The 26,527-nt window shown below is 69.4% G+C and carries 24 protein-coding genes and 1 riboswitch; of the genes, 10 read left to right on the top strand and 14 right to left on the bottom strand.

Annotation, left to right across the window (positions count from 1 at the left end; translation table 11 throughout):
• Positions 1-102: 102 nt before the first annotated feature.
• The 7 genes from L3V85_RS21850 to L3V85_RS21880 all read left to right on the top strand — a co-directional run bounded on the left by L3V85_RS21850 (position 103) and on the right by L3V85_RS21880 (position 7,940).
• A complete protein-coding gene (locus L3V85_RS21850) occupies positions 103-2,043 on the top strand; it encodes a reverse transcriptase family protein (protein ID WP_237674797.1) in 1,941 nt (646 codons plus the stop codon).
• A 317-nt stretch (positions 2,044-2,360) separates the two neighbouring features.
• Positions 2,361-3,461: a GNAT family N-acetyltransferase gene (locus L3V85_RS21855; protein ID WP_237674798.1), complete on the top strand. Its 1,101-nt coding sequence runs from the start codon at positions 2,361-2,363 to the stop codon at positions 3,459-3,461.
• Positions 3,458-4,309 (top strand): PA4780 family RIO1-like protein kinase, encoded by an 852-nt coding sequence (locus L3V85_RS21860; RefSeq protein WP_237674799.1) that lies wholly within the window; start codon positions 3,458-3,460, stop codon positions 4,307-4,309. Before L3V85_RS21855 ends, L3V85_RS21860 begins: the two co-directional genes overlap by 4 nt.
• 34 nt (positions 4,310-4,343) lie before the next feature.
• The gene (locus L3V85_RS21865; RefSeq protein ID WP_237674800.1) at positions 4,344-5,285 is read left to right on the top strand and encodes an ABC transporter substrate-binding protein; all 942 of its coding nucleotides are present in this window, start codon (positions 4,344-4,346) and stop codon (positions 5,283-5,285) included.
• Between the two features lie 47 nt (positions 5,286-5,332).
• The gene (locus L3V85_RS21870) at positions 5,333-6,562 is read left to right on the top strand and encodes a GAF domain-containing sensor histidine kinase (protein WP_237674801.1); all 1,230 of its coding nucleotides are present in this window, start codon (positions 5,333-5,335) and stop codon (positions 6,560-6,562) included.
• A gap of 6 nt (positions 6,563-6,568) precedes the next feature.
• Positions 6,569-7,438: a GNAT family N-acetyltransferase gene (locus tag L3V85_RS21875; protein WP_237674802.1), complete on the top strand. Its 870-nt coding sequence runs from the start codon at positions 6,569-6,571 to the stop codon at positions 7,436-7,438.
• Between the two features lie 13 nt (positions 7,439-7,451).
• Positions 7,452-7,940: an SET domain-containing protein gene (locus L3V85_RS21880; RefSeq protein ID WP_237674803.1), complete on the top strand. Its 489-nt coding sequence runs from the start codon at positions 7,452-7,454 to the stop codon at positions 7,938-7,940.
• Between the two features lie 16 nt (positions 7,941-7,956).
• Here the strand turns inward: L3V85_RS21880 and L3V85_RS21885 are convergent, their stop codons facing one another.
• From L3V85_RS21885 to L3V85_RS21915, 7 genes are all read right to left on the bottom strand, one after another.
• A complete protein-coding gene (locus tag L3V85_RS21885) occupies positions 7,957-8,289 on the bottom strand; it encodes a DUF1090 family protein (protein ID WP_237674804.1) in 333 nt (110 codons plus the stop codon).
• Between the two features lie 42 nt (positions 8,290-8,331).
• Positions 8,332-8,829, bottom strand: a complete 498-nt coding sequence (locus L3V85_RS21890; protein WP_237674805.1) for a vWA domain-containing protein — start codon at positions 8,827-8,829, stop codon at positions 8,332-8,334.
• A 140-nt stretch (positions 8,830-8,969) separates the two neighbouring features.
• The gene (locus L3V85_RS21895; RefSeq protein WP_237674806.1) at positions 8,970-10,037 is read right to left on the bottom strand and encodes an ATP-binding protein; all 1,068 of its coding nucleotides are present in this window, start codon (positions 10,035-10,037) and stop codon (positions 8,970-8,972) included.
• Positions 10,034-13,852 (bottom strand): cobaltochelatase subunit CobN, encoded by a 3,819-nt coding sequence (cobN, locus tag L3V85_RS21900; protein ID WP_237674807.1) that lies wholly within the window; start codon positions 13,850-13,852, stop codon positions 10,034-10,036. The genes L3V85_RS21895 and cobN overlap by 4 nt, the downstream gene beginning before the upstream one ends.
• Before the next feature lie 20 nt (positions 13,853-13,872).
• Positions 13,873-14,940, bottom strand: a complete 1,068-nt coding sequence (cobW, locus tag L3V85_RS21905) for a cobalamin biosynthesis protein CobW (RefSeq protein WP_237674808.1) — start codon at positions 14,938-14,940, stop codon at positions 13,873-13,875.
• Between the two features lie 115 nt (positions 14,941-15,055).
• Positions 15,056-15,733, bottom strand: a complete 678-nt coding sequence (locus L3V85_RS21910) for an energy-coupling factor ABC transporter permease (protein WP_237674809.1) — start codon at positions 15,731-15,733, stop codon at positions 15,056-15,058.
• Positions 15,734-15,936: 203 nt separating this feature from the next.
• A riboswitch (cobalamin riboswitch) is annotated at positions 15,937-16,219 on the bottom strand.
• 40 nt (positions 16,220-16,259) lie between these two features.
• On the bottom strand, positions 16,260-16,487 hold the full coding sequence (locus L3V85_RS21915; protein ID WP_237674810.1) for a hypothetical protein: 228 nt from the start codon (positions 16,485-16,487) through the stop codon (positions 16,260-16,262).
• A 164-nt stretch (positions 16,488-16,651) separates the two neighbouring features.
• Here L3V85_RS21915 and L3V85_RS21920 point away from each other — a divergent pair, with 164 nt between their 5' ends.
• Positions 16,652-17,056 carry a hypothetical protein gene (locus tag L3V85_RS21920; RefSeq protein ID WP_237674811.1) on the top strand — a complete coding sequence of 135 codons (405 nt, stop codon included), beginning with the start codon at positions 16,652-16,654 and terminating at the stop codon, positions 17,054-17,056.
• A gap of 5 nt (positions 17,057-17,061) precedes the next feature.
• Here L3V85_RS21920 and ybaL read toward each other — a convergent pair whose 3' ends face one another.
• The 3 genes from ybaL to phbB form a co-directional block, all read right to left on the bottom strand.
• Positions 17,062-18,768, bottom strand: coding sequence for a YbaL family putative K(+) efflux transporter (gene ybaL / locus L3V85_RS21925; protein WP_237674812.1), 1,707 nt, complete (start codon positions 18,766-18,768; stop codon positions 17,062-17,064).
• Positions 18,769-18,904: 136 nt separating this feature from the next.
• Complete coding sequence (locus tag L3V85_RS21930; protein ID WP_237674813.1) at positions 18,905-20,248, bottom strand: dicarboxylate/amino acid:cation symporter; 1,344 nt, start codon at positions 20,246-20,248, stop codon at positions 18,905-18,907.
• A 127-nt stretch (positions 20,249-20,375) separates the two neighbouring features.
• On the bottom strand, positions 20,376-21,113 hold the full coding sequence (phbB, locus tag L3V85_RS21935) for an acetoacetyl-CoA reductase (protein WP_081269077.1): 738 nt from the start codon (positions 21,111-21,113) through the stop codon (positions 20,376-20,378).
• Positions 21,114-21,316: 203 nt separating this feature from the next.
• On the opposite strand from phbB, the gene L3V85_RS21940 reads away from it, so the two are divergent.
• Both L3V85_RS21940 and L3V85_RS21945 read left to right on the top strand, forming a co-directional pair.
• Complete coding sequence (locus L3V85_RS21940; protein ID WP_237674814.1) at positions 21,317-21,964, top strand: DJ-1/PfpI family protein; 648 nt, start codon at positions 21,317-21,319, stop codon at positions 21,962-21,964.
• On the top strand, positions 21,961-22,506 hold the full coding sequence (locus L3V85_RS21945) for a CinA family protein (protein WP_237674815.1): 546 nt from the start codon (positions 21,961-21,963) through the stop codon (positions 22,504-22,506). Before L3V85_RS21940 ends, L3V85_RS21945 begins: the two co-directional genes overlap by 4 nt.
• A gap of 4 nt (positions 22,507-22,510) precedes the next feature.
• Here the strand turns inward: L3V85_RS21945 and L3V85_RS21950 are convergent, their stop codons facing one another.
• From L3V85_RS21950 to L3V85_RS21965, 4 genes are read right to left on the bottom strand one after another with little or no spacing between them, the layout of a single operon-like run.
• Positions 22,511-23,521: a tripartite tricarboxylate transporter substrate-binding protein gene (locus tag L3V85_RS21950; RefSeq protein WP_237674816.1), complete on the bottom strand. Its 1,011-nt coding sequence runs from the start codon at positions 23,519-23,521 to the stop codon at positions 22,511-22,513.
• A gap of 32 nt (positions 23,522-23,553) precedes the next feature.
• Positions 23,554-24,423, bottom strand: a complete 870-nt coding sequence (locus tag L3V85_RS21955; RefSeq protein ID WP_414080238.1) for an HpcH/HpaI aldolase/citrate lyase family protein — start codon at positions 24,421-24,423, stop codon at positions 23,554-23,556.
• A gap of 5 nt (positions 24,424-24,428) precedes the next feature.
• Positions 24,429-25,610 carry a CaiB/BaiF CoA transferase family protein gene (locus tag L3V85_RS21960; protein WP_237674818.1) on the bottom strand — a complete coding sequence of 394 codons (1,182 nt, stop codon included), beginning with the start codon at positions 25,608-25,610 and terminating at the stop codon, positions 24,429-24,431.
• A gap of 16 nt (positions 25,611-25,626) precedes the next feature.
• Positions 25,627-26,523, bottom strand: coding sequence for an FAS1-like dehydratase domain-containing protein (locus L3V85_RS21965; protein ID WP_237674819.1), 897 nt, complete (start codon positions 26,521-26,523; stop codon positions 25,627-25,629).
• Positions 26,524-26,527 lie beyond the last annotated feature (4 nt).

Below are 26,527 nucleotides of genomic sequence, written 5' to 3' on the forward strand. Positions count from 1 at the left end.
TCGAGTGGAGCCCTCCAGTCCCGAGGCTCTTCGACGAGATTCCCGCTTCGTTCGCAATTTTTTCTTCTGCAGTGCATCGGCCGGTGGCGAAGCGCCATGACCATGCAGTCTCCCCCCGCATCTTCCATCCCCGATTCGGCACTCACGCGCGAGCAGCTCTACGAGCGCATCCGCAAGGGATCGAAGCAGGAAGTGATCCTCGAGGAAATGCAGCGCCTGGGCTTCTGGCCGCAGGAGGCGGCGCAGCCCACGGTCGAAGTGCAACTGATCCGCCGCGAAGGCGAACTGCAAGCCGCACTGAGCAAGCTGGGCGACGAGTTGCGCGGCATCGAGGACCGCGACAAGGCCCTGAAGACCATGCGCAAGGAACGCATGGCCAAGGCCCGCGAGCGTCGCGAAGAAACCCGCCAGCGCCTTGCACAAGACCGCCATGCGCGCGCGATCGCCTGGCACGAGCGGCGCCAGCGCGAATTGCTGTACGTGGGCGAAGGTGTGTCGGGCGGCCTTGGCGAGGCGCAAAGCGACGCAGAGGTGCTGGCACGCAACGCCCTGCCCGCGCTGCACCACGCGGGCGATCTCGCGCAGGCGATGGGCATCGGCCTGGGCGAACTGCGCTTCCTGGCCTGGCACCGCGACGTGGCGAACGTGAGCCACTACCAGCGCTTCACCATCGCCAAGAAGAGCGGCGGCGAACGCCACATTTCCGCGCCCATGCCGCGCATGAAGCGCGCGCAGTACTGGGTGCTCGACAACATCCTCGCGAAGATGCCTGTGCACGACGCGGTGCACGGCTTCCTGCCGGGCCGCTCGATCCTCACCAACGCCGCGCCTCACGTGGGGCAGGACGTGGTGATCAACCTCGACCTGAAAGACTTCTTTCCGTCCATCGGCATGCGCCGCGTGCGCGGCGTGTTCCGCCAGCTCGGCTATTCGTCGCAAGTGGCGAGCCTTCTTGCGCTGGTGTGCACCGAGGCACCTACCGACGAAGTGCAGCTCGACGGCCGCCGCTACTTCGTGGCGCGCGGCGAGCGCGTGCTGCCGCAAGGCGCGCCGACCAGCCCCATGCTGACCAACCTGCTGTGCCGCCGCCTCGACGCGCGGCTGGCCGCGAGCGCCGCCAAGCTCGGCTTTCGCTACACGCGCTATGCGGACGACCTGAGCTTCTCGGCCGGCCCCGCGCACAGCCGCGACACAGCCAAGCTGCTGTGGCGCGTAAAGCAGATCGTGGCCAGCGAAGGCCTCACGGTGCATCCCGACAAGCAGCAAGTGATGCGCCGGCACCGGCAGCAGCATGTGACGGGCATCGTGGTGAACGACAAGCTCTCGCTCGACCGCGACACGATGCGCCGCTTCCGCGCCGTGCTGCACCAGGCCGAAAGCCGTGGACCGCAGGGGCTGCGGTGGAACGGCAACAGCGACGTGATCGGTGCGCTGCGCGGCTACGCCAACTTCATCGCGATGACCGATGCTGCGCGCGGCGCCCCTTATGTGGAACGCGTTCGCGCGCTGGCTGCGAAGCATGGCGACGGCAAGGCGACCGCGCCGGCCGTGCAGCAGACGCAACCGTCGCAACGCAGCCTGCCGGCAGGCCAGTTCCGCAAGCAGTCCGCCGCGGGGCAGGCGCCTTGGCCCGAATGGTGGCAACCCGCGCAGGCACCAGCGCCAATTCTGGAGAAGACCGCCGAGCAGATCGCCGAAGAGAAGAAGGCACAGCGCGAGGCGGCCCGGGCACAAGCCGCACCGCCGGCCGTGGCGCGGCCTGCGCAGACTCAGCAGGCGCCAGCAGCACAGCCTGCGGCCACGACATCGACGCCCGCCGCGCCGGGCGCCCTCTCCCACATCGGCTGGATCGCCAGCATGATGTTCCAGGCGCTGTACGTGGTCACGACCTTCCTGGCCGGCTCCAGCCCGCTCATCTGGCTGCTCACGGGCGGCGTGTTCATCAGCAACTTCCTGCGGCGCAAGAGCGGATGGGGCGGCTTCCTGGCGGCTGTCGTCGTGTCTTCCGCGGTGGCTTCGCTCGTGCACAGCATGCGCAAATGAGGATGCGCTAAAAACCACACGCCACTTCACAGCGCACGGCAAGCCCGCTACATTCGCTGCTCCGACAAACAGCCACAGAAGGAGGTACGCGATGGAAGACACTGCTATTCACGCCCCCACCATCGTGCGGTTTGTCGTGCACCCCACCCGCTGATCGTTTGCTGACGCGCCTCCCGCGCAGCACGTGCCCCTGACGGGCACGGCCGGTCCGGCACCCGCGGCCTTTTCGCCGCCGCGACAAACCGCCCCGATTCAAACGCCGCCGCCAGTACGCATGTGCCGGCCGCGACCCGTTCCCTTTCGAATCAAGGCACACCATGTCCGAAGCCAACGCCGCGTATTCGCGGCCCGTTGCAACCACTGTTTTCTTCGATCCCCAGCGCGCTTCCGAGGCTGAGTGGCGTGCCGCCCTCGCCTGCTGGCGCCAACGCAGCGCCGAAGATTTTCCCGACGAACCCTTGGCGAGCGACGCCGAGACCCGGCACGGCGTGCTGCAGAACGCGCCGCTGCACGCCGTCCACCGGGTGCTGGCCCTCGGCGAGCACGGCAAGCCCGTCGGCAGCCTCAACATGAGCATCCGCCGCGCGGACACGCCCGACTACGAATCCTTCGCGCCCTTCGTCGATGCCTGGGGCGGCGTGCTGCGATCGCATCAGCGCCGCGGCGTGGCCAGCACGCTGCTTGGCGCGCTGCTCGCGTTCATGGAAACACAGGGCAAGACCACCGCGACGGTCAAGGCGCACCTGCCCGAAGGCCACGCATTCCTGCGCGCCATCGGAGCGCAGGAAAGGCACCGCAGCATCGAGAACCGCGCGACCTTCGCCGGCCTCGACTGGCAGGCTCTCGCCCGCTGGGAGACCGAGGGCTTCGCGCCGGCGCACGGTCTGCGCGCCGAGATCCATGCCGGCCGCGTGCCTGTCGAGCGGCTCGCGGCACTGCTGCCCGCGCTGTCGACGTTGCTGAACGACGCGCCCACCAGTGCGCTGGAGCGTGCGCCCATGCGCTATGAAATGGCGGACTACCTCGCGTGGTACGCCGAGATCGACCGCCGCGGCGGCGAACACTACCTCGTGCTGCTGCTCGACGGCGACGAGGTCGTCGCGGTGTGCGACGCCAGCTGGAACCAGCTGTTCCCCGACCGCATGTTCCAGCGACTCACGGCCGTGGCCCGCCACTGGCGCGGCAAGGGCCTGGCCAAGGGCGTGAAGGCCGCGATGCTGCGGCTGGTGCGCTCGCGCCACCCGGAGCTGACACTGATCTCCACCAGCAACGCGGAGGTCAACGCGCCGATGCTCGCCATCAACCGCCAGTTGGGCTTTGCCGTGCACCGGCAGGAAGGCCTTTACCAGTTCGGCACGGACAGCCTGCGGGCCTACCTCGCCACCCGTCCCACCATTTCCCGGGAGCACCGCGCATGAAGGCACCGCAAAGACTGCAGGCCCTGATCGACGAAGGCCTGATCGACACCGTGGTGCGCCAGCTCATGAGCGGCAAGGAAGCCATGGTCTACGTCGTGCGCTGCGGCGAAGAAACGCGCTGCGCCAAGGTCTACAAGGAGGCCGACAAGCGCAGCTTCCGGCAGGCCGTCGACTACACCGAGAACCGCCGCGTCAAGAACAGCCGCGAGGCGCGCGCCATGGCCAAGGGCACGCGCTTCGGCCGCAAGGTGACCGAGGCCATCTGGCAAAGCGCCGAGGTCGATGCGCTCTACCGGCTGGCCGCCGCCGGCGTGCGCGTGCCGACGCCGCACAATTTCCTGGAGGGCGTGCTGCTGATGGACCTGGTGACCGACGCCAACGGCGACGCCGCACCGCGCCTGAACGACGTGATGTTCTCGCCCGCGGATGCCATGCGCCACCACGCCAGCCTGCTGCGCGAGGTGATGCGCATGCTGTGCGCGGGCATCGTGCACGGCGACCTCTCGGAGTTCAACGTGCTGCTGGCCGAGGACGGTCCGGTCGTCATCGACCTGCCGCAGGCGGTCGATGCCGCGGGCAACAACCACGCCCGGCGCATGCTGCTGCGCGACGTCGAGAATCTGCGCAACTTCTTCGGCCAGTTCGCGCCCGTGCTGCTGGACACACGCTACGGCGAGGAGATCTGGCACCTGTACGAACGCGGCCAGTTGCGCCCCGAGACCGAGCTGACCGGCAGCTTCGTTCAGGAGGCCGGCCCGGTCGACCTGCGCCATGTGATGCGCGAGGTGGACGACGCGCGCGAGGAAGAGGCGGCGCGGCTGCTGCGCCTGCGCACGCCGCGACAATAGGCGGGCCAACGCCTGCCCGCCGCCTGCCAGATCGATGACCTCCTCCGCCCTGCCGAACCCCGCCCCGCGCCAGTTCCTGTCTTCCACCGTCCGTCGGGTCGCCAAGGCCGCGGCCTTCGTCGCGCTGGGCTTCGGCCCGGCCGCGCATGCCGCCGGCACGGCCATCCGGCTGGAAGACGACCGGGGCACCACCCTGGAACTGCAGGCACCGGCGCGGCGCATCGTGTCGCTGATGCCGTCGCTGACCGAGACCGTCTGTGCGCTGGACGCCTGCGACCGGCTGGTCGGCATCGACCGCCATGCCAACTGGCCGGCGTCGGTGAAGGGGCTGCCGCAGGTGGGCGGCATCGACGACGCCAACATCGAGCGCATCGTCGCGCTCAAGCCCGACCTGGTGCTGCTGCGCCCGCGCAGCCGCGCTGCCGAGCCGCTGGAGCGCCTGGGCATCAAGGTGCTGGCGCTGGACGCCAAGACCCATGCCGACATGCGCCGCGTGATGGAGACCGTGGCCCGCGCCACCGGCCGCCCCGGCGCCGGCGAAGCCTTCTGGCGCAAGCTCGACGCCGGGCTGGACGCCGCCAGGGCCCGCGTGCCGGCCGGCTGGCAGGGCCGGCGCGTGTATTTCGAAGTGCACGGCGGCATGGCGGCGGCCAGCGAAAGCTCCTTCATCGGCGAAACGCTGGCCCGCCTGGGGCTGGGCAACGCGGTGCCCGGCACGCTGGGCCCCTTTCCCAAGATGAGCCCCGAATTCGTGGTGCGCGCCGACCCCGACGTGCTGATGGTGTCGGCGCTTGGCGAAATCTCGGCCATGGCCGGGCGGCCCGGCTGGTCGGCCATGTCGGCCATCAGGCGCGGGCGGGTCTGCAGCTTCGCATCGGCCCGCTTCGACCTGATGATGCGCCCCGGCCCCCGGCTGGACGAGGCGGCCGACGCCATCGTGGGCTGCCTGGCCTCGCTGGGCGAGCCGAAGCCTTGACCTCGCAGCCACCGCACGGCGGGGCCCTGACGTACCATTCCAGCACCTTGACCACATCCCCCGCCACTGCAGAGCCTGCCGTCGTTGCCGCCGTCGACACCGGCGAAGCCATCGCACGGGACGTAGCCGCCATCGCCCGCATCAGCGCGGTGCCCTCGCTGCTCAAGGTCATCTGCCAGCACACCGGCATGGGCTTCGCGGCCGTGGCCCGGGTGACGGACGGCACCTGGACCGCCTGCGCGGTGGAAGACACCATCCAGTTCGGGCTCAAGCCCGGCGGCCAGCTCCAGGTGCAGACCACGCTGTGCAGTGAATCGCGCGCGGCGCGCCAGCCGGTGGTGATCGACCAGGCCAGCACCGACCCGGTGTACTTCAACCACCACACGCCGCGCCTGTACAACATCGAGAGCTATATCTCGGTGCCCATCATCCACAGCAACGGCGACTATTTCGGCAACCTCTGCGCCATCGACCCGCGTCCGGCGCAGGTGTCGGACCCGCGCGTGGTGGCGATGTTCACCGCCTTCGCCGACCTGATCGCGCGCCAGCTCGAGACCGAAGACCGCCAGGAGCGTACCGAAACGGCGCTGCAGTCCGCCCAGGCCACCGCCGAGCTGCGCGAGCAGTTCATCGCCGTGCTGGGACACGACCTGCGCAACCCGCTGTCGTCGGTGGGCGCGGCGGCCGAGCTGCTGATCCGCCGGCAGGCCGAGCCCGACCTCGTGAAACTGGGCACCCGGCTGAAGGCCAGCACACGCCGCATGTCGGCGCTGATCGACGACGTACTCGACCTGGCTCGCGTGCGGCTCGGCTCGGGCATGGGCCTGGAGATTCGCGAGGCCGGCTTCCTGGCCGCGGGGCTGCGGGACGTGATCGACGAAGTGCGCGCCGCCCATCCGGCGCTGGACATCCGCGACGAGCTTTCCATCAGCGGCGCGGTGCGCTGCGACCAGGGGCGCATCCAGCAGGTGCTGTCCAACCTGCTGGGCAACGCGGTCGCGCACGGCGCGCCGGACCAGCCGATCGTGGCGCGCGCCGAGGTGCGCGACAGCCAGCTCGTGCTGTCGGTCGCGAACGGCGGCGACCCGATTCCGCCCGGCGACATCACCAAGATCTTCCAACCCTACTGGCGCCCGCAGCACAGCAAGCCCGGCGGCGGCCTGGGGCTGGGCCTGTACATCTGCGCGGAAATCGTCGCAGCCCACGGCGGTACGTTGCAGGTCACTTCCTGCGCGGACGACGGCACCTGTTTCGTGGCGACGCTTCCGGTCGCCTGACACTTCATGCAGAACAGCAGCGGCATGGCGGTGGTCCCCGCCACGGACTTTTCGCGCGGTGAACTCACCGCACTCTGGAATCGCGCCTACGAGGGCTACTTCGTGCCGATTGCCTTCGACGAGCAGCGCTTCGAGCGCCACCTGCGGCGCGGCGAGGTCGACCTCGGGCTGTCGCGCGTGCTGGCGGTGGACGGCGCGGCCTGCGGCATCTCGCTGGTCGGTCGGCGCGGGGCGCGCGCGTATCTCGCGGGCTTCGGCATCGCGGACTCGCACCGGCGGCAAGGGCTGGCCACGCAACTGATCAAGGCGCAGGCGGCGGCCCTGTCGCAGGCCCGCATCGCGCAGGCGTTGCTCGAAGTGATCGAGCAGAACCCGGCGCGCGCGCTCTACCGGCAGGCCGGCTTCAAGGAACTGCGCACCCTCGACGTGCGCGAATGGAGCTTCGAGCGGCACCGCAGGAAGGCCAGCACGCGGCCAGAGCCCGCAGCGCTCCAGCAACTGCACCGCGCCTGCGCCGAGCTGTCGCGCCCCACCTGGCGCCGCGAATGGCCGACCGTGCTGGACGCCCTGGTGCACGAGCATGCCGTGCCGCTCGGCGTATGGCGCAACGACATCATGTGCGCCTACGCCGTGATGCCGCCGGCCGGAGACGGCCAAGGCGCGCTGCTCGATGCCGGCGCCCTCGATGAAACCGCCGCGCACGAGCTGCTCGACGCCCTCGGCACCGCCCGCCCCGGCACCCGCTGGCGGCTGGTGGACGAGCCCGAAGGCAGTCCGCTGCTGCGGGCGGCCAGCGCGCGCGGCGCGGTTCCGGTCATCCGCCAGGTCGAAATGGCACTGACCTTGCATCAAGACAACGACACCCCTCTCGCCTGACCCTCGCTCTCCCATGAAGCACCGCAAGCAAATCACATCGTCCACGCCTTTCGTGCGGGTCGGCCCCAGCGGCGTGCACGGCCTCGGCGCCTTCGCCACGCGCGACCTGCCGCCCGAAGCCTTCCTGGGCCTGTACGAAGGCCGCCGCTACACCAAGGCCGAGATCGCCACCAAGGTCTGGAACGACCAGCTCACCTATCTGTTCACGCTGTCGAACCACGAAACCATCGACGGCGCCAAGGGCGGCAACGCCACGCGCCACCTGAACCATTCGTGCGAGCCCAACTGCGAGGCGGTCGAGGAATACGACGAAGGCGGCGAACTGGTGCTGAAGTTCCAGACGCTCACCGCCGTGGACGCGGGCGACGAACTGTTCATCGACTATTCGCTGACGGCGGACGACGGCTCGCCGCCCTCCAAGTACCCCTGCCATTGCGGCGCGGCGAATTGCCGGGGGACGATGCTGGCGCCTGAAGAGGAAGCCGAGGCGCCCGCCGCTTAAGCAGCCGGCGCCGGCCTCAGGGCGACTCGCTCTTCAGCTTGCGCAGTTGCTCTTCGGTGCGCTCAAGTTCCTGGCGAAGCGCCCTGGCTTCCTGCTCCAGCCTGTCGATGCGGGCCGCGCGGCTCTCGGCTGGCGCCACCGCCTTGCATTGCGCCTGCAGCGCGCTCAAGGCTTCGACAAGCTCCCGTCGCCGCAGCATCTGGCCCCGGGAACGCGCGAGATCGATGTCGCGCTCCAGCGCCGCCTCTTCGGCCTGGCAAGTCGCGCCGTCCGGCGGCACCACGGGTTGTGCGAAAGCAGGCAGCGTCAGGCTCAACGCAAGGGCCGGGAAGAAGGTTTTGACGCTCATGCCGCACGGTAACGCAATGGCGGCGCAAAACGACCGTCAGCCCTACACGGTGAGGTAGCGCGCATCCCACTTCGCGGCGAGCTGCTCCGCGCGATGCAGCGGCACCCGCGCCGCCTCGAAATCGATCACGCACGCAACATCGGCCGTCTCGGGCCGCGCGGGGTCTTCACTGCTGCGCCCATCGGTCAGCAGCCACAGCCAGCGTTGCCGCGCCTCGCTCTTCGCGAGCAGTTGGCCGGCGCGCTGCACGCCCAGCGCGAGCGGCGTGCCGCCACCGGCGGCAATGGGCGCGACCCAGTCGTCGTTCCAGGCGCTGGCGCGACGTGGTGGCAGGCGCAGTTCGACGACCTCGCCGGCAAAGCACAGCAGCGCGACATGGTCGCGGCGCTGGTAGGCCTCCTGCATCAGCGAGAGCAGCAGCCCCTTGGCGCGCGCGAGGTTGCCGTCGTCGCGCATCGAGGCCGAGCAGTCCAGCAAAAAGCAATGCAGCGCGCCGCTGCGTGCTTCCCGCGGGCGGTGGCGCAGGTGTTCGGTGCGCAAGCGGCCTGCGCCGCGCGCGGCGAAGGTGCGCGGCCAGTCGAAGGCCGTGCCTTGCGATGCGGCGCCATGCCATGCGTCCCTTTGCGTGCCCTGCCTCCGGTCACCCTGGCGCGCGCCAGCGGGTGCGGCGTCCCGGAGGCTCAGGCTTTTTTTGGCGCGGCCTGCGGGCGGGAAGCGATCAGCGGGCGCAGCGGCTTCACGCGCTCGATGCCGACGGGTTCGGGCGGCATGGCGCCCCAGTCTTCGTCGGCTGCGCTACCTGCCTGGGAGGCGCCGTTCGCCTCCGCGCCACGAGGCGCTGGCGCCGGTGCCTGGGCCGGCGGTACGCCAGCGGCTTCAGGCTTGCGACGATGCAGCAGCACCGCTTCGGACGCGCGCCGGACGTGATCGGTGGTGATGGCTTCGGCGCCTTCCCATGCCGCCAGCGCGCGGGCCGAGCGCAGCATGACGAGGTCTGCGCGCAGGCCATCCACGCCGGCCTCGATGCACAGCGCGCCGACCGCGTCATGCACCGCGTCTTCATAAGGCAGCGCCGACGCATCGGCCAGCCGCGCGCGAGCCCTTGCCAGCGCGGCGGACAACTCGGCCTCCGCCTGCGCATGCTTCGCGCGGAAGGCCGCCGGATCGGCATCGAACGCCAGCCGCGCGCGAACGATGGCCTGACGTTCGGCCGCGTCGTCGATGTTGCGCAGCTGCACGCACAGCCCGAAGCGGTCGAGCAGCTGCGGCCGCAGCGTGCCCTCTTCCGGGTTCATGGTGCCGACCAGCACGAAGCGCGCGGCATGCCGGTGCGAGATGCCGTCGCGCTCCACCACGTTCACGCCGCTGGCGGCGGCGTCGAGCAGCGAATCGATCAGCGCATCGGGCAGCAGGTTGATCTCGTCCACGTACAGCACGCCGCCGTGCGCACGCGCCAGCAGCCCGGGCGCGAACTTGAGCTCGTGCCCTGCCAGCGCCTGCCCGAGGTCCAGCGTGCCGACCAGGCTTTCGAGGCTCGCGCCCAGCGGCAGCGTGACGAAGGGCGCGCCGGGCAGCAGCTCGGCCAGCGCGCGCGCGGCGGTGGTCTTGGCCGTGCCGCGCGGTCCCTCGATCAGCACGCCGCCCAGCGCGGGATCGACCGCGGCCAGCAGCAGCGCCTGACGCAACCGGGGCTGCCCGGCGATCGCGGCAAACGGAAAAGGCAGCGGCATCGGGGCGGCTGTGGTCATCTGAGGCTTCCTTCCATCCGCTGCTCCTGGTCGAGCAGCAGGTTTTCCAGTTGGGTGCGGTAGTCGCCGGGCGACTGCCACAGGCCGCGCTGCATGGCTTCGAGCAGGCGGCTGAGCATGTCGTGCAGCGCGCGCGGATTGTGCTCGCTCACGAAATCGCGGGTGGCTTCGTCGAGCACGTAGGCGTCGGCCACCATCGAGTACTGGTGGTCGCCGACGACGCGCGCGGTGGCATCGAAGCCGAACAGGTAGTCGACCGTGGCGGCCATCTCGAAGGCGCCCTTGTAGCCGTGGCGCTTGACGCCGTCGATCCACTTCGGGTTCACCACGCGCGAGCGGATGACGCGGCCGATTTCTTCCTTCAGCGTGCGCACGCGCGGCGCCTGCGGGTTGCCGTGGTCGCCGTGGTACATGGCCGGCTGCTGGCCGCTCAGGTGGCGCACGGCGGCGGCCATGCCGCCCTGGAACTGGTAGTAGTCGTTGGAGTCGAGCAGGTCGTGCTCGCGGCTGTCCTGGTTCTGCATGACGACGTCCATGGCGCGCAGGCGCCGCACCAGCGCGCCGGCCGCGGGCACGCCGTCGCTGCCCTGCCCGTAGGCGTGGGCGCTGCCGCCGACGTAGGCCTTCGAGAGGTCGTCGTCGGTCTGCCAGTCGCCGTGGTCGAACAAGGGCTGCAGGCCCGAGCCGTAGCTGCCGGGTGCCGAACCGAACACGCGCCAGCCGGCTTGCAGGCGGGCGGCTTCGGGCTCCACGCCCTGCGCTTCCAGCGCCGCGGCTTCGCGCAGGATGCGCGCGCGGATCGGGTTGCGTTCGGCATCTTCGTCTTCCTGCGCCGCGACGGCCTGCACCGCGGCGTCGAACATCTGCACCGCGCTGGGAAAGGCATCGCGAAAGAAGCCCGAAATGCGCAGCGTGACGTCGATGCGCGGACGACCGAGCCCCACCGTGGGCAGCACCTCGAAATCCACCACGCGCTGGCTGCCCGGCGCCCACTTGGGCCGCACGCCGATGAGCGCGAAGGCCTGCGCCAGGTCGTCGCCGCCGGTGCGCATGGTGGCCGTGCCCCAGACCGACAGGCCCATCGCCACCGGGTAGTCGCCGTGCTCCTGCATGTGGCGCTCGACCAGCTGCGCGGCGGACTTCAGGCCCAGCATCCAGGCCGTGGGCGTGGGAATGGCGCGGGTATCGACCGCGTAGAAATTGCGCCCGGTGGGCAGCACGTCGGGCCGCCCGCGCGAGGGCGAGCCGCTCGGGCCGGGCGGCACGAAGCGGCCTTGCAGGGCGCGCGAGAGCTGCAGCAGCTCCTGCGTGCCGCAGGCGTCGAGCGCGGGCGCCAGGCTGCGTTCGATGCGGCCGAGCACGGCGGCGGTGCGCGGCAGGCCGGGCGGGCAGTTGCGCGTTTCGATGAGCCGTTGCGCCAGCAGCTCCAGCCGCTCGCGCGTGTCGCCCTGGTGCCGCCACGCATCGGCACTGACCGATTGCAGCAGCGCGGGCCGCGCACCCTGCCAGGGCTTGGCTGCATCGATGTCGAGCGGATCGAAGCCTTCACCGGGCAGCAGGTCGCTCGCGAGCGCGCCCAGCAACCCCGCGTTCCCACCCGAGCCGTCCGCCGCGGGATAACGCGCGAGCGCCAGCAGCGTGTCGCGCCGCAGCCGGTCCGAGGGCGAGGCGCCGAACACATGCAGGCCGTCGCGGATCTGGGTTTCCTTCAGCTCGCACAGGTAGGCATCGACACGCGCCAGCACCGCGTCGTCTTCGGCGCCGGGCATGCCGAGTTCCTCGACCAGGTGCTGCGCCCGCACCGCCGCGAGGATCTGCGCGCGCAGCACCTTGGCACGGCGCGCATCGACCAGCAGCGCGTCGTAGTACTCGTCGACCTGCCGCTCCAGGTCTTGCAGCGGGCCGTGGTTCTCGGCGCGCGTGAGCGGCGGCATCAGGTGGTCGATGATGACCGCCTGCGTGCGCCGCTTGGCCTGCGCGCCTTCGCCCGGGTCGTTGACGATGAAAGGGTAGACGTTGGGCATCGGCCCGAGGATGGCGTCGGGCCAGCAGGTTTGCGAGAGCGCGATGCTCTTGCCCGGCAGCCACTCGAGGTTGCCGTGCTTGCCGACGTGCACCACCGCGTCGATGGCGAAGGCGTCACGCAGCCAGAAGTAGAAGGCGAGGTAGCTGTGCGGCGGCACCAGCTCGGCGTCGTGGTAGCTCGCATAGTCGGCGGCGCCGGGGGTGCCCAGCGCGCGCGCCGGCTGTATGCCCACGAACACCCGGCCCAGCCGCAGCCCGGCGATCATGAAGCGCCCCTGCCGCACCAGCGGGTCTTGCTCGGGCGTGCCCCAGCGGGCGTCTATGGCATCGGCCATGCCTTCGGGCAGCGACGCGAGCCGCGCGCGGTAGTCGGCCAGCGCATAGCTTTGCCAGGCCGGGCGCGCGGCCCACTGCGCGGGGTCGTTCGCGATGCCTTCCTGCAGCTTGCGCATCAGCGCATCGCCGTCTTCGGGCAGCGCGGCGGGGTCGCCGAGCGCATAGCCCTCGGCCTGCATCGCGCGAAGAATCGCGATGACCGAAGCCGGCGTATCGAGCCCCACGCCGCTGCCGATGCGGCCTTCGCTGCCGGGGTAGTTGGCCAGGATCAGCGCGATGCGTTTGTCGGCCGCGCCGAGCGCGCGCAGCCGGCACCAGCGCCGCGCCAGCTCGGCCACGAACGCGACGCGGTCGGGCTCGGGCTGGTAGTTGACCACCTCGGTCTGCGTGAGTTCGCAGCGGTGCGACAGGCCCTTGAAGCTCACGGCACGCGTGACGATGCGGCCGTCCATCTCGGGCAGCGCGATCTGCATCGCGATGTCGCGCGGGCGCAGGCCCTGGCTGTCGGCCAGCCAGTCTTCGCGGTTGCCTCCGCTCACGATCACCTGCAGCACGGGCGCGTCGCCGGCGAGTTCGAGGCTTGCGCCCTCCTCGTTCTTCGCGCCCTGCCCCAGCGCGGCGAAGGCCGTGGTGTTGAGCACGAGCTGCACGTCATGCGCGGCACACAGCTCGCGCAGCGCCGACAGGCACAGCGGATCTTTCAGCGAATCGAGCGCGACGGGCAGCGGATTCAGGCCCTCGGCGCTCAGCGCGGCGGCGATGGCGTCGAAGGCCACGATGTTGCCCGACAGCAGGTGCGAGCGATAGAACACCAGCGCCACCACCGGCGCGCCCGCGTGCCAGCCGGCGCGCAAGTCGTCGATGCCGGCCACCGTGTGTGCGATGTCCATGCCGCGCGGCACGTGCAACGCGACTTGCGGCAGGCTGCGCGGCGGCAACGGTGCTTCTCCATGGCCCAGGCCATGGAAGGCCACCGCGCGCAGGAACTGCAGCGCATTGCCCGCGCCGCCCGCGCGCATGTACTGCCAGAGCTGCCGGCTGACCGCGCGCGGCGCGGTACTGCGCGCCAGCAGGTCTTCGTCTTCCTGCAGGTCGCCGGAGAACATCGCGAGCTGCTGGCCCTTGCGCTTGGCGAGCTTTTCGAGCTGCTGCAGCCCGTAAGCCCAGGCCGATTCGGCCCCCAGGTGGTCGACGACCACCACGCGCGCATGCTGCAGCACCTCGTCGATGTACAGGTCGAGCGAGGCCGGCTGCTTCAGGTACATGAGGTTGGCCAGCCGCAGCGACGGGTAGCCGGGGTCGGTGGCGGCCAGCGCGGTGCGCGAGGCAGCCAGCAGCGCGAGCGTGGTATCGGCCGAGCTGAGCACCACGATGTCGCCCGGCGTCTGGTCGAGACGGGTGACGACGCTGTCGTCTTCGACGAAGCGTCCGGGCTGGGTGCTCAGCAGGTGCATGCGTTCAGGCCGTCAAGCCGTCACGCGGCGACCGCGGCCACCTCTTCCAGCGCCTTGCGCAGCACTGCTTCGTCCAGGTCTTCGCCGATGAACACCAGCCGCGTGCGCTGCGCCTCGCCGTCGCGCCAGCGGCGGTCGAAATGGTGGTCGAAGCGGCGGCCCACGCCCTGCACCAGCAGGCGCATCGGCTTGCCCGGAATGGCGACGAAGCCCTTCACGCGGTAGATGGTGTGCTGCTCGACCAGCTTGCCGAGCACGGCCAGCAGGCTGTCGCGGTCGACGGGCGGCAGCTCGATCACGAGCGAGTCGAACTCGTCGTGGTCATGGTCTTCCTCGTGGTCGTGGTGGCTTTCGCGCAGGTGGATGGTGGCTTCGGCCGCGCGGCCCTGGCCCAGCAGCAGTGCGAGCGGCAGCTTGCCTTCGGTGGCGGCGACGATCTTCACCTCGGGCGGCAGCTCTTCGCGCACCAGCGCTTCGACCCTGGCGCGCGCGGCGTCGTCCATCAGGTCGGTCTTGTTGAGCACCACCAGGTCGGCGGCCGAGAGCTGGTCTTCGAACAGCTCGTGCAGCGGCGATTCGTGGTCGAGGTTCGGGTCGGCGCGGCGCGCCTCGTCGACGGCCTCGGGGTTCTCGGCGAACTGGCCCGACGCGGCGGCGGGGCCGTCGACCACGGTGACCACCGAGTCGACGGTGAAGATGTTGGCGATGTCCGGCCACTGGAAGGCCTGCACCAGCGGCTTGGGCAGCGCCAGGCCCGAGGTCTCGATGAGCACCGCGTCCAGGTCGCCGCGCCGCTCGGCCAGCTGCAGCATCACGGGCAGAAACTCTTCCTGCACGGTGCAGCAGACGCAGCCGTTGGCCAGCTCGTAGAGCGCGCCTTCGCGCTCGTTGCCTTCGTCGTCGCAGCCGATGCCGCAGCCGCGAAGAATCTCGCCGTCGATGCCGAGCTCGCCGAACTCGTTGACGATCACCGCGATGCGCCGGCCTTCGGCGTTACCGAGGATGTGGCGCAGCAGCGTGGTCTTGCCGCTGCCGAGGAAGCCCGTGACGATGGTGACGGGAATCTTGGCGTTGCTTGCTTGGGTCATTGGAAGTGTTCTTTCAGGCGCCTATGGCGGCCACAGGGAATGAACGAGCACCGCGCGCCCGCGCTGGCGGGCCGGCGATCATCGGGAAAAGAGGAAAGGCGATTTGCCCTGCGGGTCAGACGCCGCCGTACAGGCGGCGCTCGACGAACACGGAGCCCTGCAGCCGGCGCCAGCCCTTGGCGGCGGCCAGCACGCCCAGGTCGACCAGCGGCTCGACCAGCACGACGGTCATGTAGGCCGCGCCGAAGCTGGCGATCTGGCTCAGGTTCTCGAGCCCGGTGCCACGTCCGTACAGCGCCCAGAAACCGACCCAGACCACGATGCCGCCCTGGTAGGCCACAGAGAGCTTGAAAGCCTGCTGGTAGCTCAGGTCCACATAGGCCACGTTCTTGGGAATGATGCGGCGCGCCAGAACGGCTGTGGCGAACAGCGGCACCAGCAGCGTGGTGACGTTCATGCCGTACTGCGGAATGTCCTGCGGCTCGAAGAACAGGCCCTGGATGAGCAGCCCGCCCGCCAGGCCGATGGCCGCGGGCGCCAGCCCGAACACCAGCAGCAGCGTGGTGCCGAGGATCAGGTGCACCTCGGACACGCCCACCGGGTGATGCGGCAGCACCTCGAAGAAGCAGAACACCAGCGCCACGGCAATGGCGGAGCGCAGCACCAGCGCGGCCAGGCCGTCCTTCACCGCGGTTTCGATGGCCACCTTGCCCGTGTAGGCAAGCGCGGCCGCCGCCGTGGCATAGCTGAGAAAAATCTTGGTTCCGTCGACGAGACCTGGTTCGATGTGCATCGAATACCTCCGGATGTGCACCGCGGTGCGAAAGTTGATTGTTGGTTCCTGGACTTGCGTGCGCAAGCCCTTCAAGGCGGCGGCCGGCCCTGGCCCGGGGTACAGGCGCGACAAGGCACGGCGCGGCCCGTGCAACCACGCCGGCGATATCCGATGACTCATGTGATCTCTCCTTGGCCCGCGTCCCCGCAGGCGCCTGTTTGCCGAAGGCGGTGTCCAAGGCCGGTATCCGGGCTTGCGGAGCGCCCGGCGGCGCACTGCTTTTTCTTGCAGTGCGCGACCGGGCAGAAACCCTCGCCTTCCCACGCCGAAGCGCAGTGGCTGCCGGCCTCGTCAATGAGGCGCTGGCTTGAGAATTTCCGATCCGCTGACCGTTGCGGGGGCAGCGCAGGAATAACCGTGTCGATGACGACGCGGCGCACCTGCTTCCCGTTTAACCCCTGCGCCATTGCATGGCGGTCGGGGCACCTTCGAACCGTGTTGATTGGTGTGATTCGTGAGAATCAGCACACCGTAACCGGGGGAATTATAGGGAGCCGGTATTCCCGTCGGGCCCGAACAGGCGCCGCATCACGGCCACGCCGGCCACCAGCGCGTTCGAGTAGCTGGCGTAGGGCTCGAGCGCCGCCTCCAGCGGCTCGTAGATGTGAGATGCCTCGCCGGGTTCGCCGGCCACCGCTTCCATCAGCACCCAGTAGAACTCCCCCTTTTCCAGCTCATGGACAGTGAGTGCGATGTTTCTCTGTGTGGGCATGGAATGGATTAGGCAGTGCTGACTGGTGAATGGGTAGAGGCCCGCGCCGGTTGACAGCTTCCGGGCTTCTCCTACAGGGGGTCTTCCCCATGCGACCTATGGTTGTAGCCAGGGAGCTTCGCGACAACGACGACAACCTTCGCTCAACACCAGCAGGAGGCAACATGAAGCATTTCATTCTTGAACCCGGCATGCGCTCGAGTATCGGCGGCGCCTTCTATCCGACCGGCTACTCGATGGTGATGTTCCCCAACGCGGAAGACGCCCATCGCATCGGCCACCGCCTGATCGAACAAGGCATCAGCGGCGACGAGGTCTACCTGCTTCCCGCCCACACGGTGCTCTCCGAGATCACCCCGACCGCGGAGACCGCGGACGACCCCTTGCCTTCCGCCGGCACCGACGGGGCGACGGTGCGCGCGTACACCAAGCTGGCGCGCGACGGGCATACGGCGCTGCTGGTCAGGACCAGGGACGGCCAGGCCGCCGAGCGCCTGATGGTGCTGGTGCGCACCGTGCCCTATTCCATCGCGCAGCGCTACCGCACGCTGGTGATCGAAGACCTCTGAGCCGGTCAGGCCGGGGCGGCCATCGACACGGCCCGCTGCACCACGTCGCGCGCCATGGCCTGCGCGAGTTCGTGCTCCCCGAGGAAGACGGTGGCGGCGGTTTCCTGCGTCAGCAACTTGGCTTCCTGCTCGTTGTGGCTGCGGATCACGGTCTGGATGGTCGGGTTGAGCGTGCGCGCCGTCTCGATCATCTGGCGCACGTTCATGGCGTCGGGCGTGGCCACCACCAGCACGCGGGCGCGCGCCACGTGCGCCTGGATCAGCACGGCCGGGTCGGCCGCATCGCCCCACACGGCGGGCGTGCCGGCCTCGCGCAGCTTCTCGACCAGCTCGCGGTTCTGCTCGGCGACCACGTAGGGAATGTCGTTGGCGTCGAGCTCGGCCGCGATACGGCGCCCGACGCGGCCATAGCCCACCAGCACCACCTGGCGCGAGAGGTATTTGGCCTCGGTGGTCATGGGCAGCTCAGCCAGCGGATCGTCGCGCGACTCCAGCCCGCGCGCGAACGACGAGTGCGCATGCAGCCATTTCTGCATGGGCGCGATCAGGCTGAACCACAGCGGGTTGGTGGCAATGGAGATGAGCGCGCCCGCCAGCACCAGGCTCTGCCCCTCGACCGGCAGCAGCCCCAGCGACACGCCCAGCCCGGCCAGGATGAATGAGAACTCCCCGATCTGCGCCAGGCTCGCACTCACCGTGAGCGCCGTGCCCAGCGGGTAGCGGAACACCAGCACCAGCGCACAGGCCGCGAGCGACTTGCCCAGCACGATGACCAGCACCACCGCCAGCACCTGCAACGGCCGCTCGATCAGCACCGAGGGGTCGAACAGCATGCCCACCGACACGAAGAACAGCACCGCGAAGGCGTCGCGCAGCGGCAGCGACTCTTCCGCGGCGCGGTGCGCGAACTGCGACTCGCGCATGACCATGCCCGCGAAGAACGCGCCCAGCGCGAACGACACGCCGAACAGCGCCGCCGACGCGAAGGCGATGCTCACGGCCGCCGCCACCACGCACAGCGTGAACAGCTCGCGCGAGCCGGTGCGCGTGACCTGCCAGAGGATCCACGGGAACACGCGCCGCCCCACCACCAGCATCAGCGCCACGAAGCCGCCGACCTGCAGCAGCGTGAGGCCCAGGGTTTGCCACAGCGGGTCGGCCGGGCCTTCCTGCGCGGCGTGGCCGCCCAGCGTGCCGGCCAGCGGCGGCATCAGCACGAGCACCAGCACCATCGCCAGGTCTTCGACCACCAGCCAGCCGATGGCAATGCGACCGGTGAACGAATCGAGGATGCCCAGGCTCTCGAGCGCGCGCAGCAGCACCACCGTGCTGGCCACCGACAGCGCCAGGCCGAACACCAGCGCCGCACCGGGGCTCCAGCCCCACCACATGGCCAGCCCGCCGCCGAGCAGCGTGGCCACGGCGATCTGCGCGAGCGCGCCGGGCAGCGCGATCTTGCGCACCGCCAGCAGATCGTCCAGGGAAAAATGAAGGCCGACGCCGAACATCAGCAGCATCACGCCGATTTCGGCGAGCTGGGCGGCAATGCCCGCATCGGCCACGAAGCCCGGCGTGAACGGGCCGATGATCACGCCGGCCAGCAGGTAGCCGACCAGCGCCGGCAACCTCAGCTTGGCGGCAAGAAAGCCGAACACGAGCGCGAGCCCCAGGCCGGCGGCAATCGTGTTGATGAGGGAAACGCTATGGGGCATCGCTCCATTTTGCAGGAACGATGTTCAACCTTTAAGGCTGGCAGGATTCTTTGCGGAACACCGCGGAACCGGCTTTGCCGGGCCGCTGGTGTTGCCCCTTGCAAGGGGGTAGGCGAAGCCTGGGGGTGTTCCCCGGCTATCCGGCCATCTTTCCGCTGCGCGCCGCGTCCAGCGCCTCGGGTTCCTGCGCTTCGATCCAGGTCTCGTTGTTGAGCGCGGCGTGCAGGCGGTTCTCGTCCAGCTCATTGGTCCACTTGGCGACCACGATGGTGGCCACGCCGTTGCCGATCAGGTTGGTGAGCGCGCGGGCCTCCGACATGAAGCGGTCGATGCCCAGGATGAGCGCGAGCCCCGCCACCGGCACATGGCCCACCGCCGACAGCGTGGCGGCCAGCACGATGAAGCCGCTCCCGGTCACGCCCGCAGCCCCCTTCGAGGTGAGCAGCAGCACCGCCAGCAGCGTGATCTCCTGCACCAGCGTCATGTGCGTGTTGGTGGCCTGCGCGATGAACACGGCCGCCATCGTCAGGTAGATCGAGGTGCCATCCAGGTTGAACGAATAGCCCGTGGGAATCACCAGGCCCACGCAGGTCTTGTTGGCGCCCAGGTTCTCCATCTTCTCCATCATGCGCGGCAGCACCGATTCGCTGGAAGACGTGCCCAGCACGATCAGCAGCTCTTCCTTGATGTACTTGATGAACTTCCAGATGCTGAACCCGTGAAAGCGCGCGATGAGCCCCAGCACCACGAAGATGAACAAGAGGCAGGTCAGGTAGAAGGTGCCCATCAGCTTGCCCAGCGAGAACAGGCTGCCCAGCCCGTACTTGCCGATGGTGAAGGCCATCGCGCCGAAGGCACCGATGGGCGCCAGCTTCATGATGTAGTTGACGATGCCGAAGAGCACGTGCGAGCCCTTCTCGATCACGTCGAACACCAGCGTGCCGCGCCCGCCGAAGCGGTGCAGCGCAAAGCCGAACAGCACCGCGATCAGCAGCACCTGCAGGATCTCGCCCTTGGCGAAGGCGTCGACCAGCGTGTTCGGGATGATGTTCAGGATGAAGTCGACGGTGCCGGTCATCTTGCCGGGGCCGGTGTACGAGGCGATCGACTTGGTGTCGAGCGTGGCCGGGTCGACGTTCATGCCCGCGCCGGGCTGCAGCACGTTGACCAGCACCAGCCCCACCACCAGCGCGATGCTGGAGACGACCTCGAAGTACAGCAGCGCCAGTCCGCCGGTCTTGCCGACCTTCTTCATGTCCTCCATGCCGGCGATGCCCACCACCACCGTGCAGAAGATGATCGGCGCGATGATCATCTTGATGAGCTTGATGAAGCCGTCGCCCAGCGGCTTCATCGCTTCCCCGACCGCCGGATAGAAGTGGCCGAGCAGCACGCCGATGATCACCGCGGTGATCACCTGCACGTACAGCGAACGATAGAGCGGGAGCTTTCTGGCGGATGTGCTTGTTGTGCTTTCCATGTTTGCCTCCGGAGGGTTGAGAACAGTAGGACGCGTTATTGCTGCTTTTCTATCCGTGGAACCCACGTCGTTGAAATGAAAAAACCCGCCGAGGCGGGTTTTGTCGATCAGGTTCGGGTCAGCATGCTCAGTGCATGTGAAGGCCACCGTTGACCGAGAAGTCGGCCCCGGTGCTGTAGCCGCCTTCGTCCGTGGCGAGCCACGAGATGATCGAGGCGATTTCGCTCGGCTCGCCCAGGCGCTTGACCGGAATGGTGGCCACGATCTTGTCGAGCACTTCCTGGCGGATGGCCTTGACCATGTCGGTGCCGATGTAGCCCGGGCTCACGGTGTTGACCGTCACGCCCTTGTTGGCCAGCTCCTGCGCCAGCGCCATGGTGAAGCCGTGCATGCCGGCCTTGGCCGCCGAATAGTTGGTCTGGCCCGCCTGGCCCTTGGCGCCGTTCACCGAGCTGATGTTGATGATGCGGCCCCAGCCCTTTTCGACCATGTCGCCCACCACCTGCTTGGTGACGTTGAACATGCTGTTCAGGTTGGTTTCGATGACCGCGCTCCAGTCCTCGGGCGTCATCTTCAGGAACATGCGGTCGCGCGTGATCCCGGCGTTGTTGACCAGCACGTCGATGGGGCCGTGCGCGGCCTTGGCGGCGGAGAAGGCTTCGACGGTGGATTGCCAGTCGCCGACATTGCCGACCGACGCGTGGAACTCGAAGCCTTCGGCTTTCTGTTCGGCCAGCCACTTGGCGTAGTCGCGCGTGGGGCCGCAACCGGCGACCACGGTGAACCCGTCCTTGTGCAGACGCTGGCAGATGGCTGTTCCGATGCCACCCATGCCCCCGGTGACATATGCAACTTTCTTGCTCATGAGAATTCCTTTATGTACGTAGCAAAAGCCTGAACGGCCGCCTTCACTCTAGCGAGTTTCGGACCACCGAACTCTGAGGAAAACACTGAGCCAAGCTTGCAACCAGCTGTCACGAAGCGTGGCTTCAGCGCAGACTCTATCCTCGCATCTGTACGCTCTTGCACGGCCGCCAACACCACGCAAACACCAAGGAGTTCGAAAGTATGAATTTCGGGATCATCATCTTTCCCGAGGTCGAGGAACTCGACTTCGTCGGCCCCTGGGAAATGCTCACCATGTGGAGCAAGCTGGCCGGTGGTCCCGCCAACTGCCTGATCGTGGCCGAAAAGCGCGAGCCGGTGGCCTGCGCCAAGGGCCTGTCGATCAACCCGCATGTGTCTTTTGCCGACTGCCCGCCGCTCGATTACCTGCTCGTGCCCGGCGGCATGGGCACCCGGCGCGAGGTCGACAACCCGGTGATGACCCGTTTCCTGGCCGACCAGGCGCCCGGCTGCCGCGCGCTGCTGTCGGTGTGCACCGGCGCCTTCGTGCTGCACGCGGCCGGGCTGCTGTCGGGCAAGACGGCGACCACGCACTGGGGTTCGCTCGACCGACTGCGCGCGCTGGGCGACGTGAAGGTGGTCGAGCAGCGCTTCGTGCGGGACGGCAACGTCTGGAGTTCCGCCGGGGTCTCGGCCGGCACCGACCTGATGCTGGCCTTCATTGCCCACACCGCCGGAGAGGAAGCCGCCGCCAAGGTGCAGTTGCAGTCGGAGTACTACCCGGCCGACACGGTCTACGGCAACACCGCCAGCCACGAGCGCGCGCCGGCCTACGTGAAGCGGCCGGGCAGCCCGTTCACCGCGCCATGAGCACGGCGCCCTCTTCCTCTTCCATCGACAACCCCGAGATGCTGGCGGTGCTGGCCGCGCGCGTGGGCGAACTGCTGCGTGCGCGGGGCCAGACCGTCTCGGTCGTCGAGTCTTCGGCCGGCGGCCTGGTGTCGGCCGCGCTGCTCGCGGTTCCGGGCGCGTCGGCCTATTTCCGGGGCGGCGCGGTCGTCTACTCGCGACGCGCGGGCCGGGCGCTGCTGGGCCTCACCGCCGAAGACATGACCGGCATGCGCGGCGAGACCGAGCCCTACGCCCGCCTCGTCGCGGGCCGCATCCGCGACACGCATCACACGGGCTGGGGCATCGCCGAGAGCGGCGCGGCCGGCCCGGCCGGCAGCCCGTACGGCGACATGCCGGGGCATGTGTGCCTTGCCGCGGTCGGTGACACGGCCACGGTGAGCCGCACCATCGAGAACGGCGGCACCGACCGGCCGCGCAACATGAACCTGTTCGCGCGCCAGTTGCTCGCGCTGTTCGAGGAAACGCTGCGGGCGCAGCCGGAAGAAGCCCCGCCCGCCTGACGAATCAGTCCGCCTGCACACCCGCGGCACGGATCACCTTGCCCCACTTCTCCACCTCCGCCGCGAGGTGGGTGCGCAGGCTCTCCGGCGTCTGCTTGTCCAGCGGCACGATCTCCGAGCTGAGTTCGGCCAGGCGGTGCTTGACCATGTCGTCCTGCAGCGCGGCGCGCAACGCGACGTTCAGCTTTTCGATCACCGCGGGCGGCGTGCCCTTCGGCGCATAGATGCCGTGCCACACCCGCACATCGAAGCCCTTGAGGCCCTGCTCGTCCAGCGTCGGGATGTTCGGCATGCTCGACAGCCGCTTGGGCGTGGTCACGCCGAACACCTTCACCCGGTTGCCGTCCTTGATGACCGGCGCGGTCTGCGTGGTCTGGTCGCACAGCAAGTCGACCTGGCCGCCCATGAGGTCATTCAGCGCCGGGCCCGCCCCTTTGTAGGGCACCGTGGTGAGCTGCACGCCGATCTGGTTCATGAACAGCAGGCCGCACAGCTGCGACACCGCCCCCACGCCCGCGTTGGCCAGCGTGACCTTGTCCTTGTTGGCCTTCACGTAGGCCAGCAGTTCCTGGTAGTTGTTGGCCGGGAAGTCCTTGCGCGAGAGCAGCGTCATCGGCACGTCGAGCACCTGGCCGACGTATTCGAAGTCTTTCAGCGGGTCGTAGTTGAGCTTCTTGTAGAGCGCGGGCGCGGTGGCCATGCCCATGTGGTGGATCAGGATGGTGTAGCCGTTGGGCGCCGCCCGGGCCACCCGCGCCGGCGCGATGGTGCCGCCCGCGCCGACCGTGTTCTCGACGATCACCGTCTGGCCGAGCGACTTGCCCATCGGGATGGCGAGCATGCGCGCCACCACGTCGGTCGGGCCGCCGGCGGAATACGGCACGACCATGGTGATCGGCTTGTCGGGCCAGGCGGCCTGCGCGGCGGCGGGCGACTGGGCCGCCAGCAGGCAGGCGCCCACCGAGGCGGCCGCGATCAGGGTCTTGAATTTCCAGGTCTTCTTCGTTGCGGTCACTTCTTTGTCTCCTATGGTTATGGGTATCTGTCTCAAAGCGAAGGCGGCCCATCGAGCGCGAGCAGCCGCTCGGCAAGCCGCACGACCGGCGCATCGACCATGCGGCCGTCGAGGCTGACCACGCCGCCGCCCGATGCGCGGATCGCCTCGATCACGCGGCGAGCCCAGGCCAGCTCTTCGGCGCTGGGGCCGAGCGCGGCGTGCACCGGCGCGACCTGGTCGGGGTGGATGCACAGCTTGGCGCCGAAGCCGCCGCGCCGGGCACGCGCGGTGTCAGCCGCGAGGCGCCCGGCGTCGCGCCAGTCGGGCGTCACGCCGTCGATGGGCGCGGGCAACCCGGCGCGGCGCGTGGCCAGCAGCAGCGCCAGGCGCACGGGAACCAGCTCGGCTTCGTCCGGCCCGCAGGCCAGGCCCAGGTCGGCCTGGAAATCGAGATTGCCGAAGGCCAGGCGCAGCACCTGCGGGGCGGCAGCAAGTTCGTCGATGGCGGCGAGCCCCGCGGCCGATTCGATCAGCGGCACCAGCACGCCTCGCGGCCCGACGGCTTCGGCCAGCCGCGCCAGGTCTTCGGCGCGTTCGGCCTTGGGCAGCATCACGCCGGCGATCAGGCCTTGCCTCGCCAGCTCGCCGACCCGCGCGCAGTCGTCGCCATGCCACGACGTGCCCTGGGCATTCACACGCACCAGCAAACGCCCACGTTGTTCGGCCGGCAGCGTGGCGAACGAAGCCGCGAGCCCGTCGCGCGCCGCCACCTTGCGCTCTGGCGCCACGGCGTCTTCCAGATCGACGATCACGCCGCCAGCACCGGTCGCCAGCGCGCGGACATGGCGCTCGGGCCGGTCGGCCGGCACGAAGAGGAAGGCACGCGCCAGCGCCAAGGGTGCCAGGGGCGCGAGGGAAATGCCGCTCACACCGCCCCCGCCTCGCGCAACGCCGCGATGTCCGCCTCGCTGCGCCCGAGGCCGCGCAGGATGGCGTCGGTGTGCTGGCCGACCGCCGGGATCGGGTCCATGCGGTAGTCGAACGCGCTTTGCCGACCGGCCGGCAGCAGCGCGGGAATGTCCCCGGCCGGCGAGCCCACCTGCCGCCAGCGCTCGCGCGCCTGCAGTTGCGGATGCGCCCAGAGGCCGGCCATGTCGTTCATGCGCGCGTTGGCAATCTGCGCGGTGTCCAGCCGCTCGAGCACCTGCGCGGTACTCAGCGCGCCGAAGGTCTGCACGATGATCGCGCGCAGCGTTTCGCGGTTCTCGTTGCGCCGTGCGTTGCTGTCGAAGCGCGCATCGGTCGCCAGCGCCGCCTGCAGCAGCACCTTCTCGCAGAAGACGCGCCATTCGCGCTCGTTCTGCAGGCCCAGCATCACCGTGCCGCCGTCGCCCGCCGGGAACGGACCGTAGGGGTAGATGGTCGCGTGCGACGCGGCGCTGCGCGGCGGCGGCGGCGCGCCGTCGTAGGCGTAGTACATCGGGTAGCCCATCCATTCGGCCAGCGACTCCAGCATCGACACGTCGATGTGCGAGCCCTTGCCGGTCTTGCCGCGCTGCAGCAGCGCCGCGAGGATGCCGGTGTAGGCGTACATGCCCGCCGCGATGTCGGCGATGGAGTTGCCCGACTTGCAGGGCTCGTCGGGCGTGCCGGTGACCGACAGGAAGCCCGCCTCGCTCTGGATCAGCAGGTCGTAGGCTTTCTTGTCGCGGTATGGGCCGTTGTCGCCGTAGCCCGAGATGTCGCAGACGATGAGCCTCGGGTGCGCCTCCTGCAGCGCCTGCGCACCGAGCCCCATGCGCGCCGCCGCGCCGGGCGCGAGGTTCTGCACCAGCACGTCGGCATCGGCCAGCAGTTGCCGCAGCACCTCGAGCGCGGCGGGCTGCTTCAGGTCGAGCGTGATGCTTTCCTTCGAGCGGTTGACCCACACGAAGTGCGAAGCCTCGCCGCCCACGCGCTCGTCGTAGGCCCGCGCGAAGTCGCCGTCGCCGGGCCGCTCCACCTTGATGACGCGCGCGCCAAGGTCGGCAAGCTGGCGGGTGCAGAACGGCGCGGCAATGGCGTGTTCGAGCGAGATGACGGTGATGCCGTCCAGGGGTCTGGTCATGTCTTCTTTACTCCCCTCAGGCCAGCACGGCCGTGGCCTGCATGGTGAGCCAGCCGTCGGCGTCTTCGCCCCAGAGGCTGAATGTCTTGCCGTCCGCTCCGGGTTTTCCGTGCACGCGGAACGGCGCGATGTCGAAGGTCGGGCGCACCGCGCGGAACTCGAAGCGCGCGAGCTGCGCGCCCGGCACGTTGCGGCGCAGCAGGTCGACCAGCAGCGTCGCGATCAGCGGGCCGTGCACGATCAGGCCCGGGTAGCCCTCGACCTGCGTCACGTAGCGGCGGTCGTAGTGGATGCGGTGGCCGTTGAAGGTCAGCGCCGAGTAGCGGAACAGCAGCACGTCGTCGGGTGCGATGTCGCGGCTGAAGGCCGCGTCCTTCGGCGCTGGCGTGGGCGGCGGGACTGCATCGCCGGGCTGGGCGGCGGCGCGGTAGACGATGTCGTGCTCCTCGGTCAGCGCCAGGCCGCGCTCGTTGCGCACCTCGTGGCGCACCAGCACGAACACCAGTTCTCCGGTGCGCCCCGCCTTGTGCGTGACCGACGCGATGGTCGAGGTGCGCTCCACCTTGTCGCCGACCCGCAGCGGATTGCCCGCCTCCCAGCGCAGCCGCCCGCCGGCCCACATGCGGCGCGGCAGCGGCACCGGCGGCAGGAAGCCGCCGCGCCGGGCGTGGCCGTCTTCGCCGATCTCCGACTGGCGGTGGTGCGGCAAAAAGTAGAGCCAGTGCCACAGCTCCGGCAGGCGCGTGCCGGCCACGGGCGCCGCGTCGTCGCGGTCGAGGGTGGCGGAAAGCGCGCGCACGGGGGCGGCGGTGATGTCGTCGGCCAGCGTTTCGCTTCGGCCCTGCCAGGCCTGCAGCTTCGCCAGCGCGTCGCTGTCGATCGTGGAAGGTGTCGTCGGTGTGTCGGTGCTCATGGGG

This window comes from Variovorax paradoxus (genome assembly GCF_022009635.1).
In the GTDB taxonomy this organism is placed as follows: Bacteria; Pseudomonadota; Gammaproteobacteria; order Burkholderiales; family Burkholderiaceae_C; genus Variovorax.